Raw genomic sequence first — 21,528 nt, 5'->3', positions numbered from 1 at the left:
AGTTTTTGGTGATACATTAGAATTCTTGTCCTAAGATAAAGTGGAATTGGCTTCCTCCATATTGTTTAGAACCTAATACTTGGTCGAAACCGTAACCCCAGTCAATACCCATCATACCAATCATCGGCAGGAAGATACGAACGCCGACACCGGCGGAACGTTTCAAGTCGAACGGATTGAATTTCTTGATATCATGCCAAGCATTACCGGCTTCCAAGAAACCTAACACATAAATGTTAGTACTTGTTTCCAGCATGAGCGGATATCTTAATTCAATGCCGAGACGTGCATAAGCGTAACCTTCCGAACCGTATGGTGTCAATGAACTGTTTTCGTAACCACGTAAGGCAATACTTTCGGTTGCATAAGTTGAATAACCGGTCATACCGTCACCACCAACGTCGAATGTACCGAACGGTGACTTTTTGAACTCGTTGTAGTGTCCCAACAAACCGAATTCCGTACGGGTCATCAATACAAGACATTTCGGATGTGCAACCGGGTCCATCAACGGAGTATATGTTTTGCCTTTGAATTTCCATTTGTGGTATTCTACCCATTTATGAAGCTTGTTCATATTGTCTTGAGTAATGGTTCCGGTTTCAGGATTGCTGTAATATCCTTTGTAATCTTTGCCGTCCATTAATGAGTAAGGCGGTGTGAACTGTACTGACAATGAGAAATCCGAACCCGAACGCGGGAAGATTGGGTTGTCAATAGAGTTACGTGCCAAAGTCAATGAAAGGCTGAGGTCATTACATTTACCGTTTGTTACCGGGAAGTACTGCCAGTCTCTCAAGTTGTAACGTTGATAAGCCAACTCGGCAGAAAGGGTGAAATAATCATCCGGCCATTTCAGACGTTTACCCCAGCCAACGGAAAGTCCCCACATCTTGATCGACTTGTCGGGGTCATAATAGTTTTCGTAGTTGTTGTAATTACCATAGTTGTACATACCATAACCGCCATAACCGCTATACATACTGTTATAGTAGTTGTTAAAGTAGCTGGAGTTGTAGTAACGGCTACTGATATCTGTCTGTACGGAGAAGAACGCCGAAACAGAGAATGAGTTCGGACGTTTGCCGCCAAACCAAGGATCGAAGAATGAAATACTGTATGATTGGTAGTATTTGGCATTCGTCTGTCCGCTGATAGTCAGTGTCTGTCCGTCACCTTGCGGCAGGATACCGCGATAATTCTCACCCGGATGCAGCAAGTTGGCAACAGAGAAGTTGGTGAACTTCAGACTCAGTTTACCGATAATACCCGTTTGTCCCCAACCGGCAGAGAATTCCACCTGGTCATTAGCTTTGGAAGTCAACGGCAGGCCTATATCAACCGTTCCGTTCATCGGGTCCGGTTGAATATCCGGCTGAAGTTTTTCAGGGTCAAAGTGTCCCATCTGCTGGATTTCACGCAAAGAACGCATCAAGTCTTCTTTGCTGAACAACTGTCCCGGACGGATACGAAGTTCACGACGGACTACATTTTCATACAGACGGTCGTTACCACTGATGTTGATCTTATTGATAGTAGCCTGACGGCCTTCATAGATTCTCATTTCCAGGTCGATAGAGTCGCCTACAATGTTCACTTCTACCGGATCGAGGTTGTAGAACAGATAACCGTTGTTGTAGTATAAGTTACCGATAGCGTCATCATCTGTAGAGATACGTTCGTTCAGCAACTTTTGGTTGTACACATCTCCTTTTTTCATACGCAGAAGGAAGTCCAACTGTTCTGAAGGATACAGTGTATTACCCACCCAAGTCACGTTACGGAGATAGTATTTCTGACCTTCGTCGATATCGAGATAAACATTAACTGTTTTCTCGTCGTATTGTGAGATACTGTCTTTTCTGATAACTGCATCACGATAACCCAGCTCATTATATTTGTCAATGATGAGTTGCTTATCCGCTTCATAGTTTTCCGGAACGAATTTCTTCGTGCGGAACAAGTTGCGAAGTTTCCCTTTTTCATTGGTTTTCTTCATTACTCGTTTCAGCTTGGAAGCTTTGATTGCCGTATTTCCAACAATTTTGATTTCGTGAACTTTTACTTTCTCTTTCTTGTCAATGTCGATGTCCACAATTACTTGGTTCTCGCTGGAAGGATCATCTTTTTGTGCGATGATAACTTCTGCATTCTTAAAACCTTTATCGTCAAAATAGCGCTTAATCAATGTCTTGGCCCGGTCTACGGTATTCGGTGTAATCTGCATACCCTTCACCATTCCCAACTTACCTTCCAAATCGGTACGCTCTGACTTCTTAACGCCATGATAGCGTACCTCAGAGATTCGGGGACGCTGTGTCAGACTGATTTTCAACCAGATTTTGTTGCCTTCTATCTTTTCGGCTGTGATTTGTACGTTTGAGAACAAGCCATGACGCCAATAACGCTTGATTGCTCCGGTGATTTCGTCACCCGGCACAGTAATTGTTTGTCCTACCGACAGTCCGGATAGTCCAATCAATACATAGTCTTCATAATTCTTCACGCCTTCGACCTTGATATCCGCTATCTCATACTTTTTGGGTGTTCCAGAGTATAAGATGACAGGTTTCGAGTCTTCATCAGTGTTGGCATTTTGCGCAATACCTGTTGTTGCAAAACTGAACAGGCAGATAAACGTTATGAATATAAAGGAAATACGATAATGCATTTATGTTATAATTTGATGTTTCGAGTTATATTAGCTGATTTGTTCACTGGTTTTACCGAATCGTCGTTCCCGCTGTTGATATTCGCAAACGGCTTTATAGAGTTCTTCTTTGTCGAAATCCGGCCAAAAGATGTCACAAAAATAAAGTTCCGAATAAGCACATTGCCATAACAGGTAATTGCTTAGTCGGATTTCGCCTCCCGTGCGGATTAATAAATCCGGATCGGGCATAAAATTAGTATTCAGATGTGATGCGATGCATTCGTCTGTTATCTGTTCAGGAGATAAATCTCCTTCTTTAATCTTCGTAGCTATTTGTCGGACTGCTTCGGTTATTTCCCAGCGTGAAGAGTAGCTAAGCGCCAACACTAGACACATTCCCGTGTTTCTTGCGGAATGTTCTATGCATGATGTTAAACTATCCTGGACTTCAACCGGCAATTTTTTTAAGTCGCCGATTACATTGAAGCGGAGATTGTTTTTCATCAATGTCTCTTCCTTAATAGAATCCAGCAATAGATTCATCAGTGCCGTAACTTCCTCTTGCGGACGATTCCAGTTCTCGGTGGAGAAAGTATACAAAGTGAGGTACTTGATTCCCAGACGGGCTGCATCTTCGGTAATTCTCTGTACCGTTTCTGCGCCTGCGTGGTGACCGTAAGTACGTTCTTTTCCCCGTTGCTTTGCCCATCTTCCATTGCCATCCATGATGATGGCTACGTGTTGGGGTATCCGAGTTTTGTCTATTTGCTCTATATAGGACATTTTTCTATTTTAAACGTATGCGTTTATTATTGACCTGCATCTTTTGCCTTATCAAACCATAATTGGTTTAAGCGTGCACGCCAGATTTCTGAATCATGACTATAAGGATGTGTATTATCACCTTCTCCGAATGTAACATCTCCCTTACTGAATAAGAAGTAAATATAGTCATTCTCTGTGTCTTGTACTACGGAGTAATTAGTTCTTCCCATGAATTCCGGTTTTTCTATTGTTGGTTCGAATCCGGATTCACTCCAATCCTGATAAGGGAATGAGAACTTTTTGTCCGCTTTTTGCCAAGCAATTCCTTCATTCTTTGAAACATAGATGGACTCAAACTTGTCACCAAAAGTATAAAGAAGGTTATTGTAATAAATAATAGTCGGATTCTTGAACTCCGGACAATAAGCAACCGTTGAAGTAGTTCCCAACTCAGCCCATGTCGTTCCATTGTATCCCCATGCTATGCTAACTGGAATTTCTTTATCACCAACCGTTATTTTGATAGATTCATCATGTTCACCTATTATAACATTCTGATATTGTCCTCCTTTTTTAAAAGTTGTATGTGAAATGTTCTTTGTTGGGAAATTTTCACCGGCTGCTTGTATTTTAGTTTCAGCATTTTCTGTCCCTAGTTCCGATTCTAAAATGGAATACAAATAACGTACGTTATCTTCTGTCTTGAGATAAGTGGCTTGTTGAATATATTCCCCTTCTTCGGTTTGGCTATTGTCATTCTTAATGGGTATTGCTGAAATAAATGTATTTACTCCACCTGAGAATTTATCTGATTCTGTCCATGCTATACCGTCGGTAGATTCATATACCTTATTATTCGCGGTAGCTAATATGATATTCTTTAAAGGCAATATGGAATTAGGAAGAATTGTTAAATCTCCCGTTGTATTTTGCGAACTCCAATTAGATAAGTCACTACTGCTATGTACTTTTACACTTGGCCCATCCATAGAATAGGTGAAATATTCATCTTTAAATTTAATGGTTTTCTGTGCTCCTTTAATCTCATCATCTATTTTCCCGACATATCCCCAACTCAAAGAATCCGGATCATGCTTGTGCACTCTGACATCAATAGTATATGCCTTTACTTTGTCGGGTGCTATTCCCGCCAATGCCTCAGTAGACCATACCTTAATTTCTAATTTTTCGCGGAGGTCTAGTGAGTCGCTGATATTGATAATGGAGTCTCTTCCTTCTTTGTCTTTCATAGTGACAACACCGGAAGCAGTCGTCAAAGTCTTAATCAATATTCTATCGATAATCGTATCTGCATGAACAGGAAGTGAATCTTGATTATAGATTTCACCTTTTTGTTGGTCAATAGTGAACTTGTAGGATATTCCATAGCCTATTGTATCAAGTTCAAATGCATGTATAGTTGCATCCGGGCTATATTCTATGTCATTATCGTCATCAAGGCATGACGTTATAACGAATGACACCATGAAAAAACTCGCAATGAATGATAAAAACTTTATTCTCATTTGAAAGATTGTGTTTATTTACAAGTTGCAAAAATAGAAACATTTTTCCCGATAATGAACATTACAGGTAAGTTTTATATAAAATTATAGATAATAACACTGTTTTTATCGACGTAAAACTCCCTGAATAGGACTATTTTAGCTAAATCCGATGAACATAATACCAAATTTGTCTTCCGAAGTGTTCTTCGGTCGAGTAACTAAAATTATTGCTTATTTCAGGTGCTTTAACACCGGAATATAACCGCTTGGGGCACTTCTCTATATAAGCTTCATCCCATAATTCATTGTCAATGAATGATTGCAGCAGTTGGCTTCCGCCTTCTACCAACAATGATTGTATATTTCGTTGATATAACTCTTCCATAATCTGGTTCAGAGGGTTATGAGCAAAATCAATAGTTATATAGCTGACACTCTTTTCTTCCGGATGTTCTTTCTCTGTGAAAACTAATGTCGGGACCTCTCCGTTGAATATTTGCAGATCATTCGGAAGAGAAAGGTTGCGGTCTAAAACAATACGTATAGGGTTACGTCCATACCAGTTGCGTATCGTCAGAGAGGGATTATCCAGCAAGGCTGTCCGTCTTCCTACCATAATAGCTGTATTCTCCGCTCTTTTTTTATGTACCAACATTGACGTAAGAGGGGAGGAGAGAAGGACAGGATTCCCATCAATTCGCTCTATGTCAATGAATCGGTCGGCCGATTCAGCCCACTTAAGAGTAATAAAAGGTCGGCGGAGCGTGTTGAAAGTGATAAAACGGCGGATCAGATGCAGGCATTCTTCTTCCAGCACACCGACTATAACTTCCCGCCCGGCATTCTGTAGTTTCTGAATCCCTCGTCCGGCTACTTTGGAAAAGGGATCCCGGCAACCAATGACGATACGCGGAATTTGCTTTTCGATAATCAAGTCTGCACAGGGAGGTGTTTTACCATAGTGGGAACAAGGCTCCAGACTGACATAGATTGTCGAACGTTTCAATAAAGACTCATCCTTGACGGAGCGGATTGCATTGACTTCGGCATGCGCTTCTCCGCAACGGACATGATAACCTTCACCGATAATGCGCCCGTCGCATACGATAACAGCCCCTACCGTCGGATTGGGTGCTACGTTGCATAACCCGTTCTTTGCGAGCTCAATACAACGTCTCATGTATTTTTCTTCTTCCATTTTGGTACTCTTCGCTATATTATTCTTACTTTTGCACTCCGAAACTGTAAATGTATGAATCGTATCTCCACCCGCATTCGCCAATCTCTGCGCGATATCTATCCGCCGGAAGAGCTTAAAGCCCTTACGATGATGATTTGTTGCGATATGCTCGGGTTCGATCCGCTCGATATTTACTTGGGCAAAGATATGATTTTATCCGAATGCAAAGAGCGTGAATTAGAAAACATTATATTCCGTTTACAGAAAAATGAGCCGATACAGTACATTCGCGGCTTTGCGGAATTTGGTGGGAGGAAGTTCAAGGTGGCTCCGGGAGTGCTGATTCCCCGTCCGGAAACTGCGGAGTTGGTAGATTGGGTCGTCAATGAAAATCCGGGGGCACATCACCTATTAGATATAGGTACGGGAAGCGGATGCATTGCAATTTCTCTGGATAAGAGACTTCCGGATGCCGACGTGGAAGCTTGGGATATCTCGGAAGAGGCATTAGCGATAGCCCGGACAAACAACGAAGAACTGGAATCCCGAGTGCTGTTTCGGCAAAGGGATGTTTTATCTGACGATTGGGAAAAGATACCGTCGTTTGATGTCATTGTAAGCAACCCTCCTTATGTCACTGAGGCGGAGAAAGATGAAATGGAAGCTAATGTGCTCGATTGGGAACCGGCACTGGCTTTGTTTGTTCCCGATGACGACCCGTTGCGGTTTTATCGCAGGATTGCCGCTCTGGGGCGTGAGTTGCTTCTGCCGGAAGGAAAACTTTATTTTGAAATCAACCGGGCGTTTGGCCGGGAAATAGCATATATGCTTGAAATGAACCAATATCGTGGTGTTCGTGTTATAAAAGACATATTTGGAAAAGATAGAATAGTTACAGCTAACCGATGAGTGCACAATTAACAGACGAAGAGGCTTTAAGTCGTGTAGCCTCCTATTGCTCTACTGCCGAGCATTGCCGGGCAGAAATAAATGAGAAGTTACAACGTTGGGGGATAGCCTATGACACTATAGCGCGTATTCTTGACCGGCTGGAATCGGAAAAGTTCATTGATGACGAACGTTTCTGCAGGGCTTTTGTGAATGATAAATTCCGTTTCGCCAAGTGGGGGAAGATGAAAATAGCGCAAGGACTTTATATGAAGAAGATTCCATCCGACGTAGTGTGGCGTTATCTGAATGAGATTGATGAGGAGGAATATCTTGCTGTCCTTCGTGGTCTGCTGGCCTCCAAGAAAAAAAGTGTCCATGCGCAGGATGAATATGAACTGAATGGAAAGCTGATGCGGTTCGCTATGAGTCGTGGGTTTGAACTGAAAGATATCAGGCGTTGTATCGATGTTCCCGATGAAGAGGAGCAGGTGGAGTAAAAAAATAAACGGATTCTTCTTTTTATTCTCGTTCTATTTCTGTACTTTTGCGGCAAATAATTAATAGTTAGTTTAGTTATGAAAAACTTAGAGAGACTATTTGCGGAGAAACTGTTGAAGATTAAGGCTATTAAACTTCAACCTGCTAACCCTTTCACTTGGGCTTCTGGATGGAAATCCCCCTTTTACTGTGACAACCGTAAAACTCTGTCCTATCCTTCTCTTCGTAATTTTGTGAAGATTGAAATTACACGTCTGATATTGGAACGATTCGGACAGGTGGATGCGATTGCAGGTGTGGCGACTGGTGCTATTCCTCAAGGAGCTTTGGTTGCTGATGCATTGAATTTACCGTTCGTATATGTTCGTTCTACCCCGAAAGACCATGGATTGGAGAACCTGATCGAAGGTGAACTTCGTCCGGGTATGAAAGTAGTAGTAATAGAAGATTTGATATCTACCGGCGGCAGTAGTTTGAAGGCTGTAGAGGCGATTCGTCGCGATGGCTGTGAAGTAATTGGTATGGTTGCGGCTTATACGTATGGCTTCCCGGTTGCTGAAGAAGCATTTAAGAACGCTAAAGTGACCTTGGTGACATTGACCAATTATGAGGCTGTGCTTGATGTTGCTCTTCGTACAGGTTACATTGAAAAAGAAGATATCCAGACACTGAACGAATGGCGTAAAGACCCTGCTCATTGGGATGCTGGTAAATAAGACTTTTTGGGTTAAATATATGTCAGTAAAAGAACTCTTCGGACAATATTTGCCCGGATAGTTCTTTTTTTGTTTTTATACAAATAGAATATTATGACTAAATTTGAGAGTAGTGTCAAGGTGATACCTTACAGTCAGGAACGGGTGTATAACAAGCTTTCGGATTTGAGTAATCTGGAAGCCATTAAAGACCGTTTGCCACAAGATAAGGTGCAGGATTTGAGTTTTGATTCGGATACATTGAGTTTTAGTGTTTCTCCTGTTGGAAAGCTGACACTGCAAATCGTTGAACGTGAACCTTCTAAATGTGTGAAGTTGGAGACAACCAATTCACCGCTTCCTTTTAATATGTGGATTCAATTAGTGGCGACCGGTGAGGAAGAATGCAAAATAAAGGTTACTATCGGGATGGATATCAATCCGTTTATGAAAGCGATGGTGCAGAAACCCCTCCAGGAAGGTTTGGAGAAGATGGTTGAAATGCTGTCGATTATAAATTATTAATTCAAGTATTAATTGGTATGGCACAGAAACTTTGGGAGAAATCCGTGCAGGTAAATAAGGATATTGAACGCTTTACGGTGGGACGCGATCGTGAAATGGATCTTTATCTGGCCAAGCATGATGTGCTCGGCTCTATGGCGCACATCACAATGCTCGAAAGTATCGGTTTGCTGACGAAAGAAGAACTGGAGCAGTTGCTGGCTGAACTGAAAAATATTTATGCTTCAGCGGAGAAAGGTGAATTCGTGATAGAAGACGGTGTGGAAGACGTACATTCGCAGGTGGAGTTGATGCTGACTCGTCGTCTGGGAGATATAGGAAAGAAAATTCATAGCGGCCGTTCGCGTAACGACCAGGTGCTGTTGGATCTTAAGCTCTTTACCCGCACGCAAATCAGAGAAATAGCCGAAGCGGTAGAACAACTTTTCCATGTATTGATTCGCCAGAGCGAACGTTATAAAAATGTTTTAATGCCGGGATATACACATCTGCAGATTGCCATGCCCTCTTCTTTCGGACTATGGTTCGGTGCTTACGCCGAAAGCCTGGTGGATGATATGCTGTTTCTGCAGGCTGCATTTAAGATGTGCAACCGTAATCCGTTAGGTTCTGCTGCCGGATATGGTTCTTCGTTTCCGTTGAACCGGACGATGACAACTGAGTTGCTCGGTTTTGACTCTATGAATTATAATGTGGTATATGCCCAGATGGGACGTGGCAAGATGGAACGTAATGTTGCGTTTGCGTTGGCCACGATTGCCGGAACAATCTCCAAATTAGCTTTTGACGCTTGTATGTTCAACAGCCAGAACTTCGGATTTGTGAAGTTGCCCGATGATTGTACTACGGGTTCCAGTATTATGCCTCATAAGAAGAATCCGGACGTGTTTGAATTGACACGTGCCAAATGTAATAAGTTGCAATCGCTTCCCCAACAAATCATGATGATTGCCAACAATCTGCCTTCCGGTTATTTCCGTGACTTGCAGATTATAAAAGAGGTCTTTCTTCCGGCTTTCCAGGAATTGAAAGACTGTTTGCAGATGACAACTTACATCATGAACGAGATTAAGGTAAATGAACATATCTTGGATGATGACAAATATCTGCTCATTTTCAGTGTGGAAGAAGTGAACCGTTTGGCACGCGAAGGTATGCCTTTCCGCGATGCATACAAAAAGGTCGGTCTGGATATTGAAGCAGGTAAATTCTCGCATAGTAAGGAAGTACATCATACACATGAAGGAAGTATAGGCAATTTGTGCAATACAGAGATCTCTGCATTGATGCAGCAAGTGGTCGATGGATTCAACTTTTGCGGGATGGATAGAGCAGAGAAAGCGCTGCTTGGAAGATAAAATGAACTTTCGGAGGATAGTTTTTTTAAACTTTCCTCCGAAAAGATTTGGCAGAAACAAGTAAACTACTTATCTTTGCACCCGTTGAAAAAATGCGGAAATAGCTCAGTTGGTAGAGCATAACCTTGCCAAGGTTAGGGTCGCGAGTTCGAGTCTCGTTTTCCGCTCTTCTTTGAAAGGATGCTCGAATGGTGGAATCGGTAGACACGAGGGACTTAAAATCCCTTGGCCATTGCGGCTGTGCGGGTTCAAGTCCCGCTTCGAGTACGAGTATTCTTTTTTTGAAAGGCTTTATGAATATAGATTCATGAAGCCTTTTTTGTTTTTATGGGTGTACTATGTACGGCTAATTTGACTTTACCGTTAACGCTGAAAAAATACTAGAGATATGGAAAATAACGATAAGCAGATTGAATTAAAGTTTCAGAGGTTCTTTATTGCTAACTTCCCTAAAGTAAAGAACTTTGCCCAAATGCTGCTTAAGTCGGAAACTGAAGCAGAGGATGTGGCACAAGATGTTTTCTGTAAACTCTGGTTACAGCCGGAATTGTGGTTGGACAATGACAAGGAGCTGGATAACTATATCTTCATAATGACTAGGAATATTGTTCTGAATATCTTTAAGCATCAGCAGGTAGAGCAGGATTATCAAGAGGAAATTATGGAAAAGACTCTTCTCTATGAGTTGACGGAGAAAGAGGAAGTCTTGAATAATGTCTATTATAAAGAGATGCTTATGATTGTTCAGCTCACTTTAGAGAAGATGCCGAAGCGTCGGAGGATGATATTTGAACTTAGTCGTTTTAGAGGGTTGAGCCATAAAGAAATAGCCGACAAATTGGAAGTTTCCATTCGTACAATAGAACATCAAGTATATTTAGCTTTAATAGATTTGAAGAAAATTCTGCTCTTATTTATCTTTTTCTCAAATATTTTTAAGTAGTATTTGCGAGGCGGTTGTATTTAGTGTATAAAGCCAAAAAAGAAAGAAGAAGATTCATGAAAAATTATGTTCAACAACTTGTAGAACTATTCGGGCATAACGATTATTCAGCCGTTACACGAAAGAAAGTGCAACAATGGCTGGCCGACGAAGAGCATGCTGCCGAAAAGCGAGAAGCGCTTCGTGTGCTTTGGGAACAAGTTGGTGAGAAGGAAATGCCGGACGGAATGCAACAGTCAATCCGGCGGATACAGCAGAGTGTAGGAATTCAGCCTGCTAAATCAACTGGTAATTATCAGTTGATTATATGGAGAGTTGCTGCTATTCTTTTATTTGCTATTTCATCTGTATCGGTCTATTTGATGTTAGGGAGAGAGCATTTGGAAAAAGACCTGGTAGAATGTTATATACCGACAGCGGAGATTCATGAACTCACTTTGCCGGACGGTACCCGCGTTATGCTGAATTCCAAAAGCACGCTGTTATATCCGGAGCGGTTTGATGGAAAGACGCGAAGCGTGTATTTGATTGGAGAAGCTAATTTTAAAGTACATCCGGATAAGAAACATCCTTTTGTTGTCAAAGCCAATGATTATCAAGTTACTGCTTTAGGTACTGAATTTAATGTAAATGCTTATCCGGAAAACAGCGAACTGATTGCTACCTTGCTGGAAGGTAGTGTGAAAGTTGAATTCAATAACTTGCTGTCCAATATTATTTTAAAGCCTAATGAACAGTTGGTATATGACAAACATACGAAAGCTCACAATCTGCGGATGCCTGAGATAGATGATGTGACGGCATGGCAACGTGGGGAACTGGTTTTTAGTAATATGCATCTGGAGGATATTTTTACAAGTCTTGAGCGCAAATTTCCTTATGCCTTTGTATATAGCCTTCATAGTCTGAAAAAAAATACATATAGTTTCCGCTTCCCCAAGCAGGCGAATCTGGAGGAAGTTATGAGGATTATATCGCAAGTTGTAGGAAATGTAAACTATGTTATCAAGGGAAATAAGTGCTATGTAACTAGTAAAGAATAAATATATTGTAGAACCTTTTAAATTTAATACGTAATGCAAAAAAATACCCGGAAGGAATGGCCGTTCCTCCCGGATATGAAATCAATCTCTTTTAATATTAGCGTAATATTGACGCTATTCTGAATGATCCTAGAATAATAACCAATTAACTAATACTAAAGATGCTACAAATCTACGAAAAAATAGCAGAAAAAATAGCTCATAAGCGGGTCTTTCTCACTTTTTTAAGTCTTATTCTTATACAGACTTTCGCTTTAGCTCAAAATGATAGTAAAATAACTATCCAGCAAAAGAACATCACTGTCATTGATGCCTTAAAGACTGTGGAAAAACAGTCCAAAAAGTCTATAAATTATAGTGATTCCGAATTAAAAGGAAAAGTAATAGCCCAGTTAAACTTGCAGAATGCATCCCTCGAAACCGCACTCGATACCATCTTAAAAGGGACAGGCTTTTCATTCCAGATTCAAGGTAACTACATCATAATAACTGAAAAGAAGCCTGTAGTTACGCAAACCCTTAAAAATATCACAGGAAAGGTTACCGATGAAAGCGGTGAACCGTTGATTGGAGTAAATATATCTGTGGATGGTAGTTCAACAGGTACGATTACCGATTTCGATGGTAACTTTACGATCAAAGCGGCAGAAAAATCGAATCTCAAAGTATCTTATATCGGATATGCTACACAGACAATTCCTGTCTCCAAGAAAGATTTTTATCCGGTTGTAATGAAGCAGGATACCGAAGTGCTCGATGAAGTTGTTGTGACGGCATTAGGTATCAAACGCGCAGAAAAGGCGTTGTCTTACAATGTACAACAAGTCAAGGGAGATGCTTTGACTACGGTAAAAGATGCTAACTTCGTAAACTCGCTGAACGGTAAGATAGCCGGAGTGAGTATTAACAAAAGCGCTAGTGGAGTCGGTGGTGCTACTCGCGTAGTGATGCGTGGTGCAAAATCTATCGAAGGTGATAACAATGCTTTGTATGTGGTGGATGGTATTCCTTTGTTCAATACCAATATGGGCAATACCGACAGTGGCATTATGGGTGAAGGTAAGGCCGGAACGGAAGGAATTGCCGACTTCAATCCCGAAGATATTGAAAGTCTGTCTGTTTTGAGCGGACCTTCGGCTGCTGCGCTGTATGGTAGTAGTGCCGCCAACGGTGTAATTTTGATTACCACTAAAAAAGGAAAAGAAGGAAAACTTTCAGTGCAGTTCTCCTCTTCTTCAGAATTCAGCAAAGCTTATATGACTCCTGAGTTTCAAAATACGTATGGTAACAAAAAAGATATGTATGAAAGCTGGGGTGAAAAACTGCTGACTCCTACAAGTTATGATCCTAAGAAGGATTTCTTTAATACCGGAACAAACTTTATTAATTCGGTTACGTTGACCACAGGTACGAAATCGAATCAGACTTTTGCTTCTGTTTCTTCTACCAATTCCAAAGGTATTGTGCCTAATAATGAATATGAACGTTTGAATTTCACAATCCGTAATACGGCAACTTTCCTTAATGATAAATTACAACTCGACTTAGGTGCGTCGTATGTGAAACAGAAAGACAAGAATATGGTATCGCAAGGACAATATTGGAATCCGGTGATGGCCGCCTATTTGTTCCCTCGTGGTGAAAACTTTGAGGAAATAAAAACATTTGAACGTTTCGATGAGAGCCGTCAGCTTCCGGTTCAATATTGGCCGATATCCGATGCGGTATATGCTTCACAGAATCCTTATTGGACTGCTTATCGTAATGTAGCTACTAATGAAAAGAGCCGTTATATGTTCAACGTAGGGTTGACTTATAATATTACCGATTGGTTGAATGCGGCAGCTCGTTTCAGAATGGATGACACGCATGTATTGTTTGAACGTAAGATCTACGCTTCATCCGATCAGAAATTTGCAGAAGGAACAAAAGGACTGTATGGATACAATAACTATGAAGACCGTCAGGAATATGCCGACTTTATGTTGAACGTCAATAAGCATATAGCTGATTTCAGTATTGCTGCCAATGCGGGTTGGAACTATTCTAACTATTGGGCATTGGATAGAGGATACAAAGGCACATTATTAGGGGTTCCCAATAAATTTGCGGCTTCCAATATCGATCCGGCTAATGGTCGTATCTCAGAAAAGGGCGGTGATAGTCGTGTACGTAATCATGCTGTTTTTGCCAATTTGGAACTCGGTTGGAAAAGCATGCTTTATTTGACACTGACCGGACGTAATGACTGGAATTCACGTTTGGTGAATACCGATGAAGAATCTTTCTTCTATCCCTCTATCGGTTTGTCCGGAATTATCTCTGAGATGGTCAAATTGCCCGAATTTATCTCTTACCTGAAAGTTCGCGGTTCATATACGGAAGTCGGTGCGCCTGTATCCCGTTCGGGACTGACTCCGGGTACGGTGACTACCCCTATTGTGGGTGGTGCATTGGATCCTACCGGTATCTATCCGTTTACTGATTTTAAGGCGGAGCGTACAAAGTCATACGAATTTGGATTAAGTCTGAAATTGTGGAATAAATTAAGTGCGGAGGTAACTTACTATCATTCTAATACATACAATCAGACCTTCTTGGGTGATCTTCCCGAATTTACCGGATACAAGCAGATCTATTTGCAGGCTGGTAATGTGGAAAATCGTGGTTGGGAGGCTTCATTAAGCTATTCCGATCAGTTTAAATGTGGACTTGGAATTTCTTCAACATTGACATTCTCACGTAATATTAACGAAATCAAGGAGATGGTCGAGAACTATCATACGGATTTGATGGAAACTCCGATTAATATTCCGGAAGTATTGAAAGACGGTGGTCGTGTCATCTTGAAAGAAGGTGGAAGTATCCATGATATTTATGCCAATACATTCTTTAAAAAAGACTATCTTGGATATGTAGAAGTGGGTAGTGACGGCACATTTGGAATGGAGAGAGGTGACCCTGTTTTCTTAGGAAAAACTTCTCCGGATTTCAATATGGGATGGAATAATATGTTGACCTACAAAGGTTTTGGACTCGGATTCCAAATCAACGGACGTTTTGGTGGCGTTGTAACTTCTTCTACGGAAGCTTTACTCGATCGTTTCGGTGTATCTAAACGTTCAGCTGAAGCTCGTGAAGCAGGAGGTGCCTTATTGAAAGGACAAGGTTTGGTAGATGCAAAGACTTATTATCAGATGATAGGTACGGGTAATTATGAAACTTCCGGTTATTATGTATATAGTGCCACTAATATCCGTTTACAAGAACTCACTTTAAGTTACACTATGCCTAATAAGTGGTTTGGCAATGTGCTGAAAGATGTAACAGTATCATTTATTGCCAACAATCCTTGGATGTTGTATTGTGAGGCTCCGTTCGATCCCGAACTGACTCCATCTACTAGCACTTACGGACAGGGTAATGACTATTTTATGCAACCAAGCGTTCGTAGCTTTGGTTTTGGTATCAAATTTAAATTATAACAGACCATCTTTATTATGAAAAAGATAAATCAATTTAAACTTTTAGCTGGAATATGTGTCATGTCGCTGTTTGCCTCATGCAATTTTGAGGAGATCAATACCAATCAGTTTGAAATGGCAGAGGGAGAAGGCGCAATGGACGGTTTTGAAGTGGGCGGCTTGATTACAGCTATGCAACGAACGGTGATTCCTGTGGGTACACAGGCTGATGATACAGACGTTATTAATGAATATCAGATTGCTTATCATTTGTCTGGAGATAATTGGAGCGGATTCTTCGGTGAGAACAATAGTAGTGGGTGGAACTCAGGTAGTAATAATACTACTTATTACTTGCTTGATAGCTGGGTAAATGCCACTTATACACATTCTTATACTAATGCACTCGATCCTTGGAAAAGGTTGAAGATGGCTGCCGAGAAAAATGATACACCCGAAGTTTTCGCTTTAGCTCAGATTTTGAAAATTTCCGCTTGGCACAAGACCCTTGAAAGTTTCGGACCGATGCCTTATTCGCATGCAGCTGATGCTACTATGAATATCCCGTTTGATTCGGAGAAAGATGTCTATGAAGCAATGTTTCAGGATTTGACTGCCGCCATTGCCGTATTGACAGAAAAAGCTGAAAATGGGGTGAATGTGATGGGAGCCTATGATGCGGTATACGCTGGAGATGCTACTAAATGGGTGAAGTATGCCAATTCGTTAATGCTTCGTTTGGCTATGCGTATCCGTTTTGCCAATGAGGAATCTGCGAAAAAGTATGCTTCTCAGGCATTGCAGCACCCTATTGGTGTAATGACAGCTAAAGATGATGCAGCTCAGATGAGCCAAGGGGCAGGCATGACTTTCCGCAATAACATTGAATGGTTGGCTGGAAATTACAAAGAAGCACGTATGGGCTCTTCTATGTTCTCTTATTTAATGGGATATGAGGACCCACGCTTAAGTGCCTATTTCTTGCCGGTGAGTGATGACTGTGATTATGGTGTTGAAGCTTTTGACGGAAATGAATATCAGGCTGTGCCGGCTGGACATACTTTTGGAATGAATTCAGTTTATGAATCGTGTTCAAAACCCAATATTCAAAGTGGGACTCCTACATATTGGTTACGTGCGTCGGAAGTCTATTTTTTACGTGCAGAAGCAGCTTTAGTTTGGGGAGGTGAATTTGGAAGTAATCCTGATGTATTGTATAAGCAGGGGATTGATATGTCTTTTCAAGAGAATGGGGTGACTACTTCTGTAGATGCTTATATGAATTCAGGCTTGTCTCCGAAGAATTATAACCTTGGCGGTATATATGGATATTCTGTTGCTGCTCCGTGTTCGACTACTGTTAAGTTTGAAGGGACATCGGAGGATAAGTTGGAAAAGATTATGATTCAGAAATGGATTGCTTTGTTCCCTAACGGACAGGAAGCTTGGACAGAATGGAGAAGAACCGGATATCCGAAATTGAATCCTATTAAAGATTTGCGCGGAACGTCGCAAGGTGCAACTATTGCAAGCGGTATTCGTCGTATGATTTATCCTACTAGTTTCTATCAGACCACTGAAGGAAAGGGGATTTATGAAGCAGCCTTGAAGTTGTTCAATAACGGTGCAGGCGGTGAAGATATGTCTTCTACTCGTTTGTGGTGGGATTGTAAGTGATAACCTATATTTATTATTTTAATACAAATGAAGAATATGAAATCATTAATAAAGTTGTTATATATAGTTCCACTGATGGGCATGATGATTACTTCTTGCACAGATGTGGAAAATATAGAAATAGAGCATATCGGAGGATATGCTACTATGAATAATGCAGAGAGTGAGGAATATTATGCCAATCTGCGTGCCTATAAAGCGACTGCTTGGAATTACAATCGTCCTGTAGCTTTCGGATGGTACTCCAATTGGTCTCCTGCCGGAGCTTATCGAAGAGGATATCTTTCTGCTATGCCCGATAGCATGGACTTTGTATCCATGTGGAGTGGTGCTCCAGGACGCTATGAGATCACACCTGAACAAAAGGCTGATAAAGAGTTTGTGCAAAAGGTAAAAGGTACAAAGTTGTTGCAAGTGAGCCTACTGTCATATATAGGAAAAGGAGCAACTCCGGGATGGGTATATACTGAGGTGGAAAAGCAGGGAGAGGATGAAGGCTGGTCGGAGGATAAAATAGAGGCTGCAAAAGTAAAAGCTCGCTGGGATTTTTGGGGATTTGAGGGAGATTTCGATAGTGAAAATCATTATGAATGTTTGGCTAAGTTTGCCAAAGCCCTTTGTGATTCTTTAGACGCAAACGAATGGGATGGTTATGATATTGACTGGGAAATTGGTTCTGGTGTATTTGATATGGATGGGACATTGAGTGATAATCAACATTTGATTCATTTGGTTAAGGAGATGAATAACTATATTGGACCAAAGAGTGATCCAGAAGGTAAAGGACATAAAATGATCTGTATTGATGGAGAAATTTCCGGTCTTACTCGTGCATTGGATGAGTATGTCGACTATTGGATTATACAGAGTTATAATTCTTCTCGTCCTAATTTGGAAGGCTATGGTGTTGACCCCAAAAAAATTATTTGTACAGCGGACTTTGAATTGTATGCTGCAGATGGGGGGCGACCTGGAGGAAAACTGATAGAGCAAGCAGCTCATATGCCGTCAAAAGGCTATAAAGGTGGAATAGGAGCTTACCGTTTGGATAATGACTATGACAATAGACCAAATTATAAATGGATGCGTCAGGCCATTCAAATCAATCAGAGGGTTTTCAATGAATGGAAAGCTCAGCAAAGCGGAGAAGATAATAAGCCGCAAGAGTAGGTAATTTTGTAAATTAGTAAAACTGAAGAATTATGAATAAACATATATTCAATTATTTGATACTAGGCGGTATGGCATTGCTGATGGGGGCTTGTAACGATAGTGAGAGTGATTTGTTGGAGCCTAAAGTTTACTTCGAAAGCAAGGAGTATAATCTTCCGATGGAAGATGTAAATGATATGTTGACTTTTAGTTTGACTTCAAGACTTTCTACAAAGACTTCATCGGAAGTAGACGTATCGTATGCCATAGCTGATCCAAGCGTAGTGGAAGAATATAATGCGAAGTATGGAACTGCTTATGAAATGTTCGATGTGTCGCATGTAAAATTAAGTAGTACAACATCTTCCATTCCAAGTGGAGAGTTGTATGCGGATGATGTTGCAATGGAACTTTCTGGATTAGAGACACTGAAAGAGGGAAAGTCGTATGTTGTACCTGTGCAAGTGCAGTCGACTTCTGTACCAGCTCTTCCTGGAACGGATATTGCATTTTTTCTTCTCTCTAAACCGATAAAGATTACTAAAGTCGGTGCATTTAATTATGATTGGATTTCAATAAAATTCCCAGTTGGAACTTTCTTCTCATCATTTACTTACGAAGCATTGATTTATGTTACCTCTTTTGGAAACAACAATACAATTATGGGAACTGAAGGTATAATGATATTCCGTATTGGTGATGCACCAGGGGTTAATAAGAATTATTTGGAGGCTGCAGGAACTCAGAAATATAATGTAACGAAACCTCTACAAACAAATCGCTGGTATCATGTAGCGCTGACTTATGATCAACCGACAGGAAAAACAGGCATTTATGTAAATGGTGAGAAATGGGCTGGTTCAGATTGGGGTATTGACGGTTTTGATCCGAATGCAGATGTTGGTTTCAATATCGGTATGCTTCCTGGTTTCCAATGGGGAACTCGTCCGTTATCAGGTAAAATGAGTGAAATTCGTGTTTGGAGTGTGGCTCGTACGGAAAACCAACTTAAGCAGAATATGTTGGGTGTTGATCCAGAATCAGAAGGACTGTCACTCTATTATAAATTGGATGGTTCGGAAACGCAAGAAAGTGGAGTTATAAAAGATGCTACGGGACGTATAAACGGTACTACTAGTGGAATTAGTATTGAAACGCTGGATGCTCCGATAGCTATCAATTGATGAACACACAAATTTGTGAGAGTTTTTGCTCTTTGCATTTTTGAATATGAGTGAAAGCCTGCTTACTGAAAAGATAATATTCTTTTGGTAAGCAGGTTTCTTTTATTGATGTTGGCGTGCATATTATATCAGGGCATTTCTTTTTCTTCTTTACAAGAAAAGGTATTTTAGCCAAATTTAAATTTTTCCTAAAAAGTTTTCTTGTTATAAGTAAAATATATTTCTTTGCAGCATTTAATACTCATGGATATACTGGCGAATGGCTCAAATCAACTTCAACTCGATATATACTGCTTATTATAGGAAAGCCTTCCTATTTACCTTGTCCTATGTCCATAATGACTTAGTAGCAGAAGATATTGTTTCGGAAGCCATTATCCATTTATGGGAACTAAGTAAAGAACGGGAAATCCCAAGTGTTGAAGCGATCTTAATTACTTATATTCGCAGCAAATCACTCAATTACCTGAAACATATACAAGCACAGGAGAATGTTTTTCAAACTTTGCTTGATAAGGGACAGCGTGAATTGGAGATTCGTATATCAACATTGGAAGCCTGTGACCCGAAGGAAATATTATCAGAAGAATTACGGGCAAAAGTGCACGCATTACTGGAGAGTATGCCGGAAAAAACTCGTACTGCTTTCATCCGCGATCGCCTGGATGGAAAATCCCATAAAGAAATAGCCGAAGAACTGGGCATTAGTGTAAAAGGAGTAGAATATCATATCAGCAGAGCAGTTAAAATACTGCGTGATAATCTAAAAGATTATGCTCCATTCCTTTTCTTTTTCATCTGAAAGGAAGGAAAAGACCTCCTTATTTGCTGTTTTTTTAAGCAATAACAAAAAAAATCACATTTCTTACTAGGGAATCTCTTTAGTGAGTGGTATTCTTAATGAAAGGGGAATAATACCCCTATTCTCATTACTCATAAATTATTTATTGTATGGATCAGGAATTACTATTAAAATATATTGCAGGCAAGGCATCCCAAAAGGAAAAGGAAGACGTTGCTGCATGGATTGATGCAGATGCAGCCAATCTTAAAGAATTCATTTCTCTTCGTAAGAGTTATGATGCATTCATCTGGCAAGATACAGGCGCATTCTCAAAGAAGACAAAAAAAACAATTTCATTGCATCCTGTTACACAACGAATCTTGCGGATTGCGGCAGTGTTTGTCGTAGCTTTCGGATTAAGTTATGCAATGATACAGATTCTCCAAAAAGAGGATATAGAAATGCAGACAGTTTACGTGCCAGCCGGACAACGTACATTGGTGACACTTGCTGACGGAACTACAGTATGGGTAAATGGAAAAAGTACATTGACTTTCCCGAGCCATTTTTCTTCCCGTACACGTACTGTGGAACTTGATGGAGAAGCCTATTTTGATGTCCGGAAAAATCCGGAAAAACAGTTTATAGTTTCTACCGCTCACCAGTCTGCCATAAAAGTTTTGGGTACAAAATTCAATGTAAAGGCATACAAAGAAGCAGATGAGGTAGTTACTACTTTAGTTGAAGGGAAAGTTAATTTCGAATTCAACAACGCCAGTCAACAACCTCAGTATATTGTGATGGCTCCGGGACAGAAGCTGGTCTATTATTCTCATAATGGAAAGACGGAGCTCTATACGACTTCCGGCGAGAGAGAACTTTCATGGAAAGATGGTAAAATCATTTTCCATCAAACGTCATTACGGGATGCACTGGATATCTTGGCAGATAGATACAATGCCGAATTTGTCATACAGGAGAATGTACCTCGTGACGACTCATTCTCCGGAACATTTACCAACCGGAATCTGGAACAGGTACTTAACTTTATCAGTGCCTCCTCGAAAGTTCGTTGGCGTTATCTGAATAATAACGCAGATGCCGGTAAAGAGAAAATAAAGATAGAGATATTTATTTAGTACTAAAAGATAAAAACCTTAATTCCCAAAAACTTATTGCCATGAAAAACAAAGATCCCTAGCAACCAA

General features: G+C 40.6%; 17 protein-coding genes and 2 tRNA genes. 15 read left to right on the top strand and 4 right to left on the bottom strand.

Annotated features, from left to right (window positions below):
* Positions 1–16: 16 nt before the first annotated feature.
* From ACNOGP_RS01760 to ribD, 4 genes are all read right to left on the bottom strand, one after another.
* On the bottom strand, positions 17–2,671 hold the full coding sequence (locus ACNOGP_RS01760) for a BamA/OMP85 family outer membrane protein (RefSeq protein WP_186966522.1): 2,655 nt from the start codon (positions 2,669–2,671) through the stop codon (positions 17–19).
* 30 nt (positions 2,672–2,701) lie between these two features.
* The gene (locus ACNOGP_RS01755; RefSeq protein ID WP_195477072.1) at positions 2,702–3,436 is read right to left on the bottom strand and encodes an isoprenyl transferase; all 735 of its coding nucleotides are present in this window, start codon (positions 3,434–3,436) and stop codon (positions 2,702–2,704) included.
* 26 nt (positions 3,437–3,462) lie between these two features.
* Complete coding sequence (locus ACNOGP_RS01750) at positions 3,463–4,944, bottom strand: DUF6242 domain-containing protein (protein ID WP_418213928.1); 1,482 nt, start codon at positions 4,942–4,944, stop codon at positions 3,463–3,465.
* A gap of 142 nt (positions 4,945–5,086) precedes the next feature.
* Positions 5,087–6,124 (bottom strand): bifunctional diaminohydroxyphosphoribosylaminopyrimidine deaminase/5-amino-6-(5-phosphoribosylamino)uracil reductase RibD, encoded by a 1,038-nt coding sequence (gene ribD / locus ACNOGP_RS01745; protein ID WP_418213927.1) that lies wholly within the window; start codon positions 6,122–6,124, stop codon positions 5,087–5,089.
* Between the two features lie 54 nt (positions 6,125–6,178).
* Here ribD and prmC point away from each other — a divergent pair, with 54 nt between their 5' ends.
* The 15 genes from prmC to ACNOGP_RS01670 all read left to right on the top strand — a co-directional run bounded on the left by prmC (position 6,179) and on the right by ACNOGP_RS01670 (position 21,459).
* Positions 6,179–7,015, top strand: coding sequence for a peptide chain release factor N(5)-glutamine methyltransferase (prmC, locus tag ACNOGP_RS01740; RefSeq protein ID WP_195477068.1), 837 nt, complete (start codon positions 6,179–6,181; stop codon positions 7,013–7,015).
* Positions 7,012–7,494 carry a regulatory protein RecX gene (locus tag ACNOGP_RS01735; protein ID WP_186966526.1) on the top strand — a complete coding sequence of 161 codons (483 nt, stop codon included), beginning with the start codon at positions 7,012–7,014 and terminating at the stop codon, positions 7,492–7,494. The genes prmC and ACNOGP_RS01735 overlap by 4 nt, the downstream gene beginning before the upstream one ends.
* 78 nt (positions 7,495–7,572) lie before the next feature.
* Positions 7,573–8,211, top strand: coding sequence for an orotate phosphoribosyltransferase (gene pyrE, locus ACNOGP_RS01730; protein ID WP_007754934.1), 639 nt, complete (start codon positions 7,573–7,575; stop codon positions 8,209–8,211).
* Positions 8,212–8,304: 93 nt separating this feature from the next.
* Entirely contained in the window at positions 8,305–8,715 is a 411-nt protein-coding gene (locus tag ACNOGP_RS01725) for an SRPBCC family protein (RefSeq protein WP_186925809.1), read from the top strand.
* Positions 8,716–8,732: 17 nt separating this feature from the next.
* Positions 8,733–10,073: an argininosuccinate lyase gene (gene argH, locus ACNOGP_RS01720; RefSeq protein WP_143868969.1), complete on the top strand. Its 1,341-nt coding sequence runs from the start codon at positions 8,733–8,735 to the stop codon at positions 10,071–10,073.
* A 94-nt stretch (positions 10,074–10,167) separates the two neighbouring features.
* Positions 10,168–10,240 (top strand) — tRNA-Gly (locus ACNOGP_RS01715).
* 15 nt (positions 10,241–10,255) lie between these two features.
* Positions 10,256–10,340, top strand: a tRNA-Leu gene (locus tag ACNOGP_RS01710).
* 121 nt (positions 10,341–10,461) lie between these two features.
* Complete coding sequence (locus tag ACNOGP_RS01705; protein ID WP_195533180.1) at positions 10,462–11,016, top strand: RNA polymerase sigma-70 factor; 555 nt, start codon at positions 10,462–10,464, stop codon at positions 11,014–11,016.
* A gap of 56 nt (positions 11,017–11,072) precedes the next feature.
* Positions 11,073–12,059 (top strand): FecR family protein, encoded by a 987-nt coding sequence (locus ACNOGP_RS01700; protein WP_195533179.1) that lies wholly within the window; start codon positions 11,073–11,075, stop codon positions 12,057–12,059.
* Between the two features lie 161 nt (positions 12,060–12,220).
* The gene (locus tag ACNOGP_RS01695; protein ID WP_418213926.1) at positions 12,221–15,544 is read left to right on the top strand and encodes a TonB-dependent receptor; all 3,324 of its coding nucleotides are present in this window, start codon (positions 12,221–12,223) and stop codon (positions 15,542–15,544) included.
* 15 nt (positions 15,545–15,559) lie between these two features.
* Complete coding sequence (locus tag ACNOGP_RS01690) at positions 15,560–17,200, top strand: SusD/RagB family nutrient-binding outer membrane lipoprotein (RefSeq protein WP_418213925.1); 1,641 nt, start codon at positions 15,560–15,562, stop codon at positions 17,198–17,200.
* Between the two features lie 36 nt (positions 17,201–17,236).
* The gene (locus tag ACNOGP_RS01685) at positions 17,237–18,370 is read left to right on the top strand and encodes a glycoside hydrolase family 18 (protein WP_418213924.1); all 1,134 of its coding nucleotides are present in this window, start codon (positions 17,237–17,239) and stop codon (positions 18,368–18,370) included.
* A gap of 29 nt (positions 18,371–18,399) precedes the next feature.
* Positions 18,400–19,536, top strand: a complete 1,137-nt coding sequence (locus ACNOGP_RS01680; RefSeq protein WP_418214723.1) for a DUF1735 and LamG domain-containing protein — start codon at positions 18,400–18,402, stop codon at positions 19,534–19,536.
* Between the two features lie 259 nt (positions 19,537–19,795).
* Positions 19,796–20,338, top strand: a complete 543-nt coding sequence (locus tag ACNOGP_RS01675; RefSeq protein ID WP_008997914.1) for an RNA polymerase sigma-70 factor — start codon at positions 19,796–19,798, stop codon at positions 20,336–20,338.
* Between the two features lie 149 nt (positions 20,339–20,487).
* Positions 20,488–21,459 (top strand): FecR family protein, encoded by a 972-nt coding sequence (locus ACNOGP_RS01670; RefSeq protein ID WP_143868959.1) that lies wholly within the window; start codon positions 20,488–20,490, stop codon positions 21,457–21,459.
* The last annotated feature ends 69 nt before the right edge of the window (positions 21,460–21,528 follow it).

It is taken from the genome of Bacteroides difficilis, assembly GCF_048319815.1.
Taxonomy (GTDB): domain Bacteria; phylum Bacteroidota; class Bacteroidia; order Bacteroidales; family Bacteroidaceae; genus Bacteroides; species Bacteroides zhangwenhongii.
Note: the sequence above shows the minus strand (reverse complement) of the source record. Positions and strands in the feature narration are given on the sequence as shown.

Bases quoted from the DNA above. Each gene is read 5' to 3' on its own strand.
- ACNOGP_RS01705 (WP_195533180.1), top strand. From the start codon at position 10,462: ATGGAAAATAACGATAAGCAGATTGAATTAAAGTTTCAGAGGTTCTTT.
- ACNOGP_RS01695 (WP_418213926.1), top strand. From the start codon at position 12,221: ATGCTACAAATCTACGAAAAAATAGCAGAAAAAATAGCTCATAAGCGG.
- ACNOGP_RS01755 (WP_195477072.1), bottom strand. From the start codon at position 3,436: ATGTCCTATATAGAGCAAATAGACAAAACTCGGATACCCCAACACGTA.
- ACNOGP_RS01685 (WP_418213924.1), top strand. From the start codon at position 17,237: ATGAAATCATTAATAAAGTTGTTATATATAGTTCCACTGATGGGCATG.
- ACNOGP_RS01690 (WP_418213925.1), top strand. From the start codon at position 15,560: ATGAAAAAGATAAATCAATTTAAACTTTTAGCTGGAATATGTGTCATG.
- ACNOGP_RS01725 (WP_186925809.1), top strand. From the start codon at position 8,305: ATGACTAAATTTGAGAGTAGTGTCAAGGTGATACCTTACAGTCAGGAA.
- ACNOGP_RS01760 (WP_186966522.1), bottom strand. From the start codon at position 2,671: ATGCATTATCGTATTTCCTTTATATTCATAACGTTTATCTGCCTGTTC.
- ACNOGP_RS01735 (WP_186966526.1), top strand. From the start codon at position 7,012: ATGAGTGCACAATTAACAGACGAAGAGGCTTTAAGTCGTGTAGCCTCC.
- pyrE (WP_007754934.1), top strand. From the start codon at position 7,573: ATGAAAAACTTAGAGAGACTATTTGCGGAGAAACTGTTGAAGATTAAG.
- ACNOGP_RS01700 (WP_195533179.1), top strand. From the start codon at position 11,073: ATGAAAAATTATGTTCAACAACTTGTAGAACTATTCGGGCATAACGAT.
- ACNOGP_RS01750 (WP_418213928.1), bottom strand. From the start codon at position 4,944: ATGAGAATAAAGTTTTTATCATTCATTGCGAGTTTTTTCATGGTGTCA.
- ACNOGP_RS01670 (WP_143868959.1), top strand. From the start codon at position 20,488: ATGGATCAGGAATTACTATTAAAATATATTGCAGGCAAGGCATCCCAA.
- prmC (WP_195477068.1), top strand. From the start codon at position 6,179: ATGAATCGTATCTCCACCCGCATTCGCCAATCTCTGCGCGATATCTAT.
- ACNOGP_RS01675 (WP_008997914.1), top strand. From the start codon at position 19,796: ATGGCTCAAATCAACTTCAACTCGATATATACTGCTTATTATAGGAAA.
- argH (WP_143868969.1), top strand. From the start codon at position 8,733: ATGGCACAGAAACTTTGGGAGAAATCCGTGCAGGTAAATAAGGATATT.
- ribD (WP_418213927.1), bottom strand. From the start codon at position 6,124: ATGGAAGAAGAAAAATACATGAGACGTTGTATTGAGCTCGCAAAGAAC.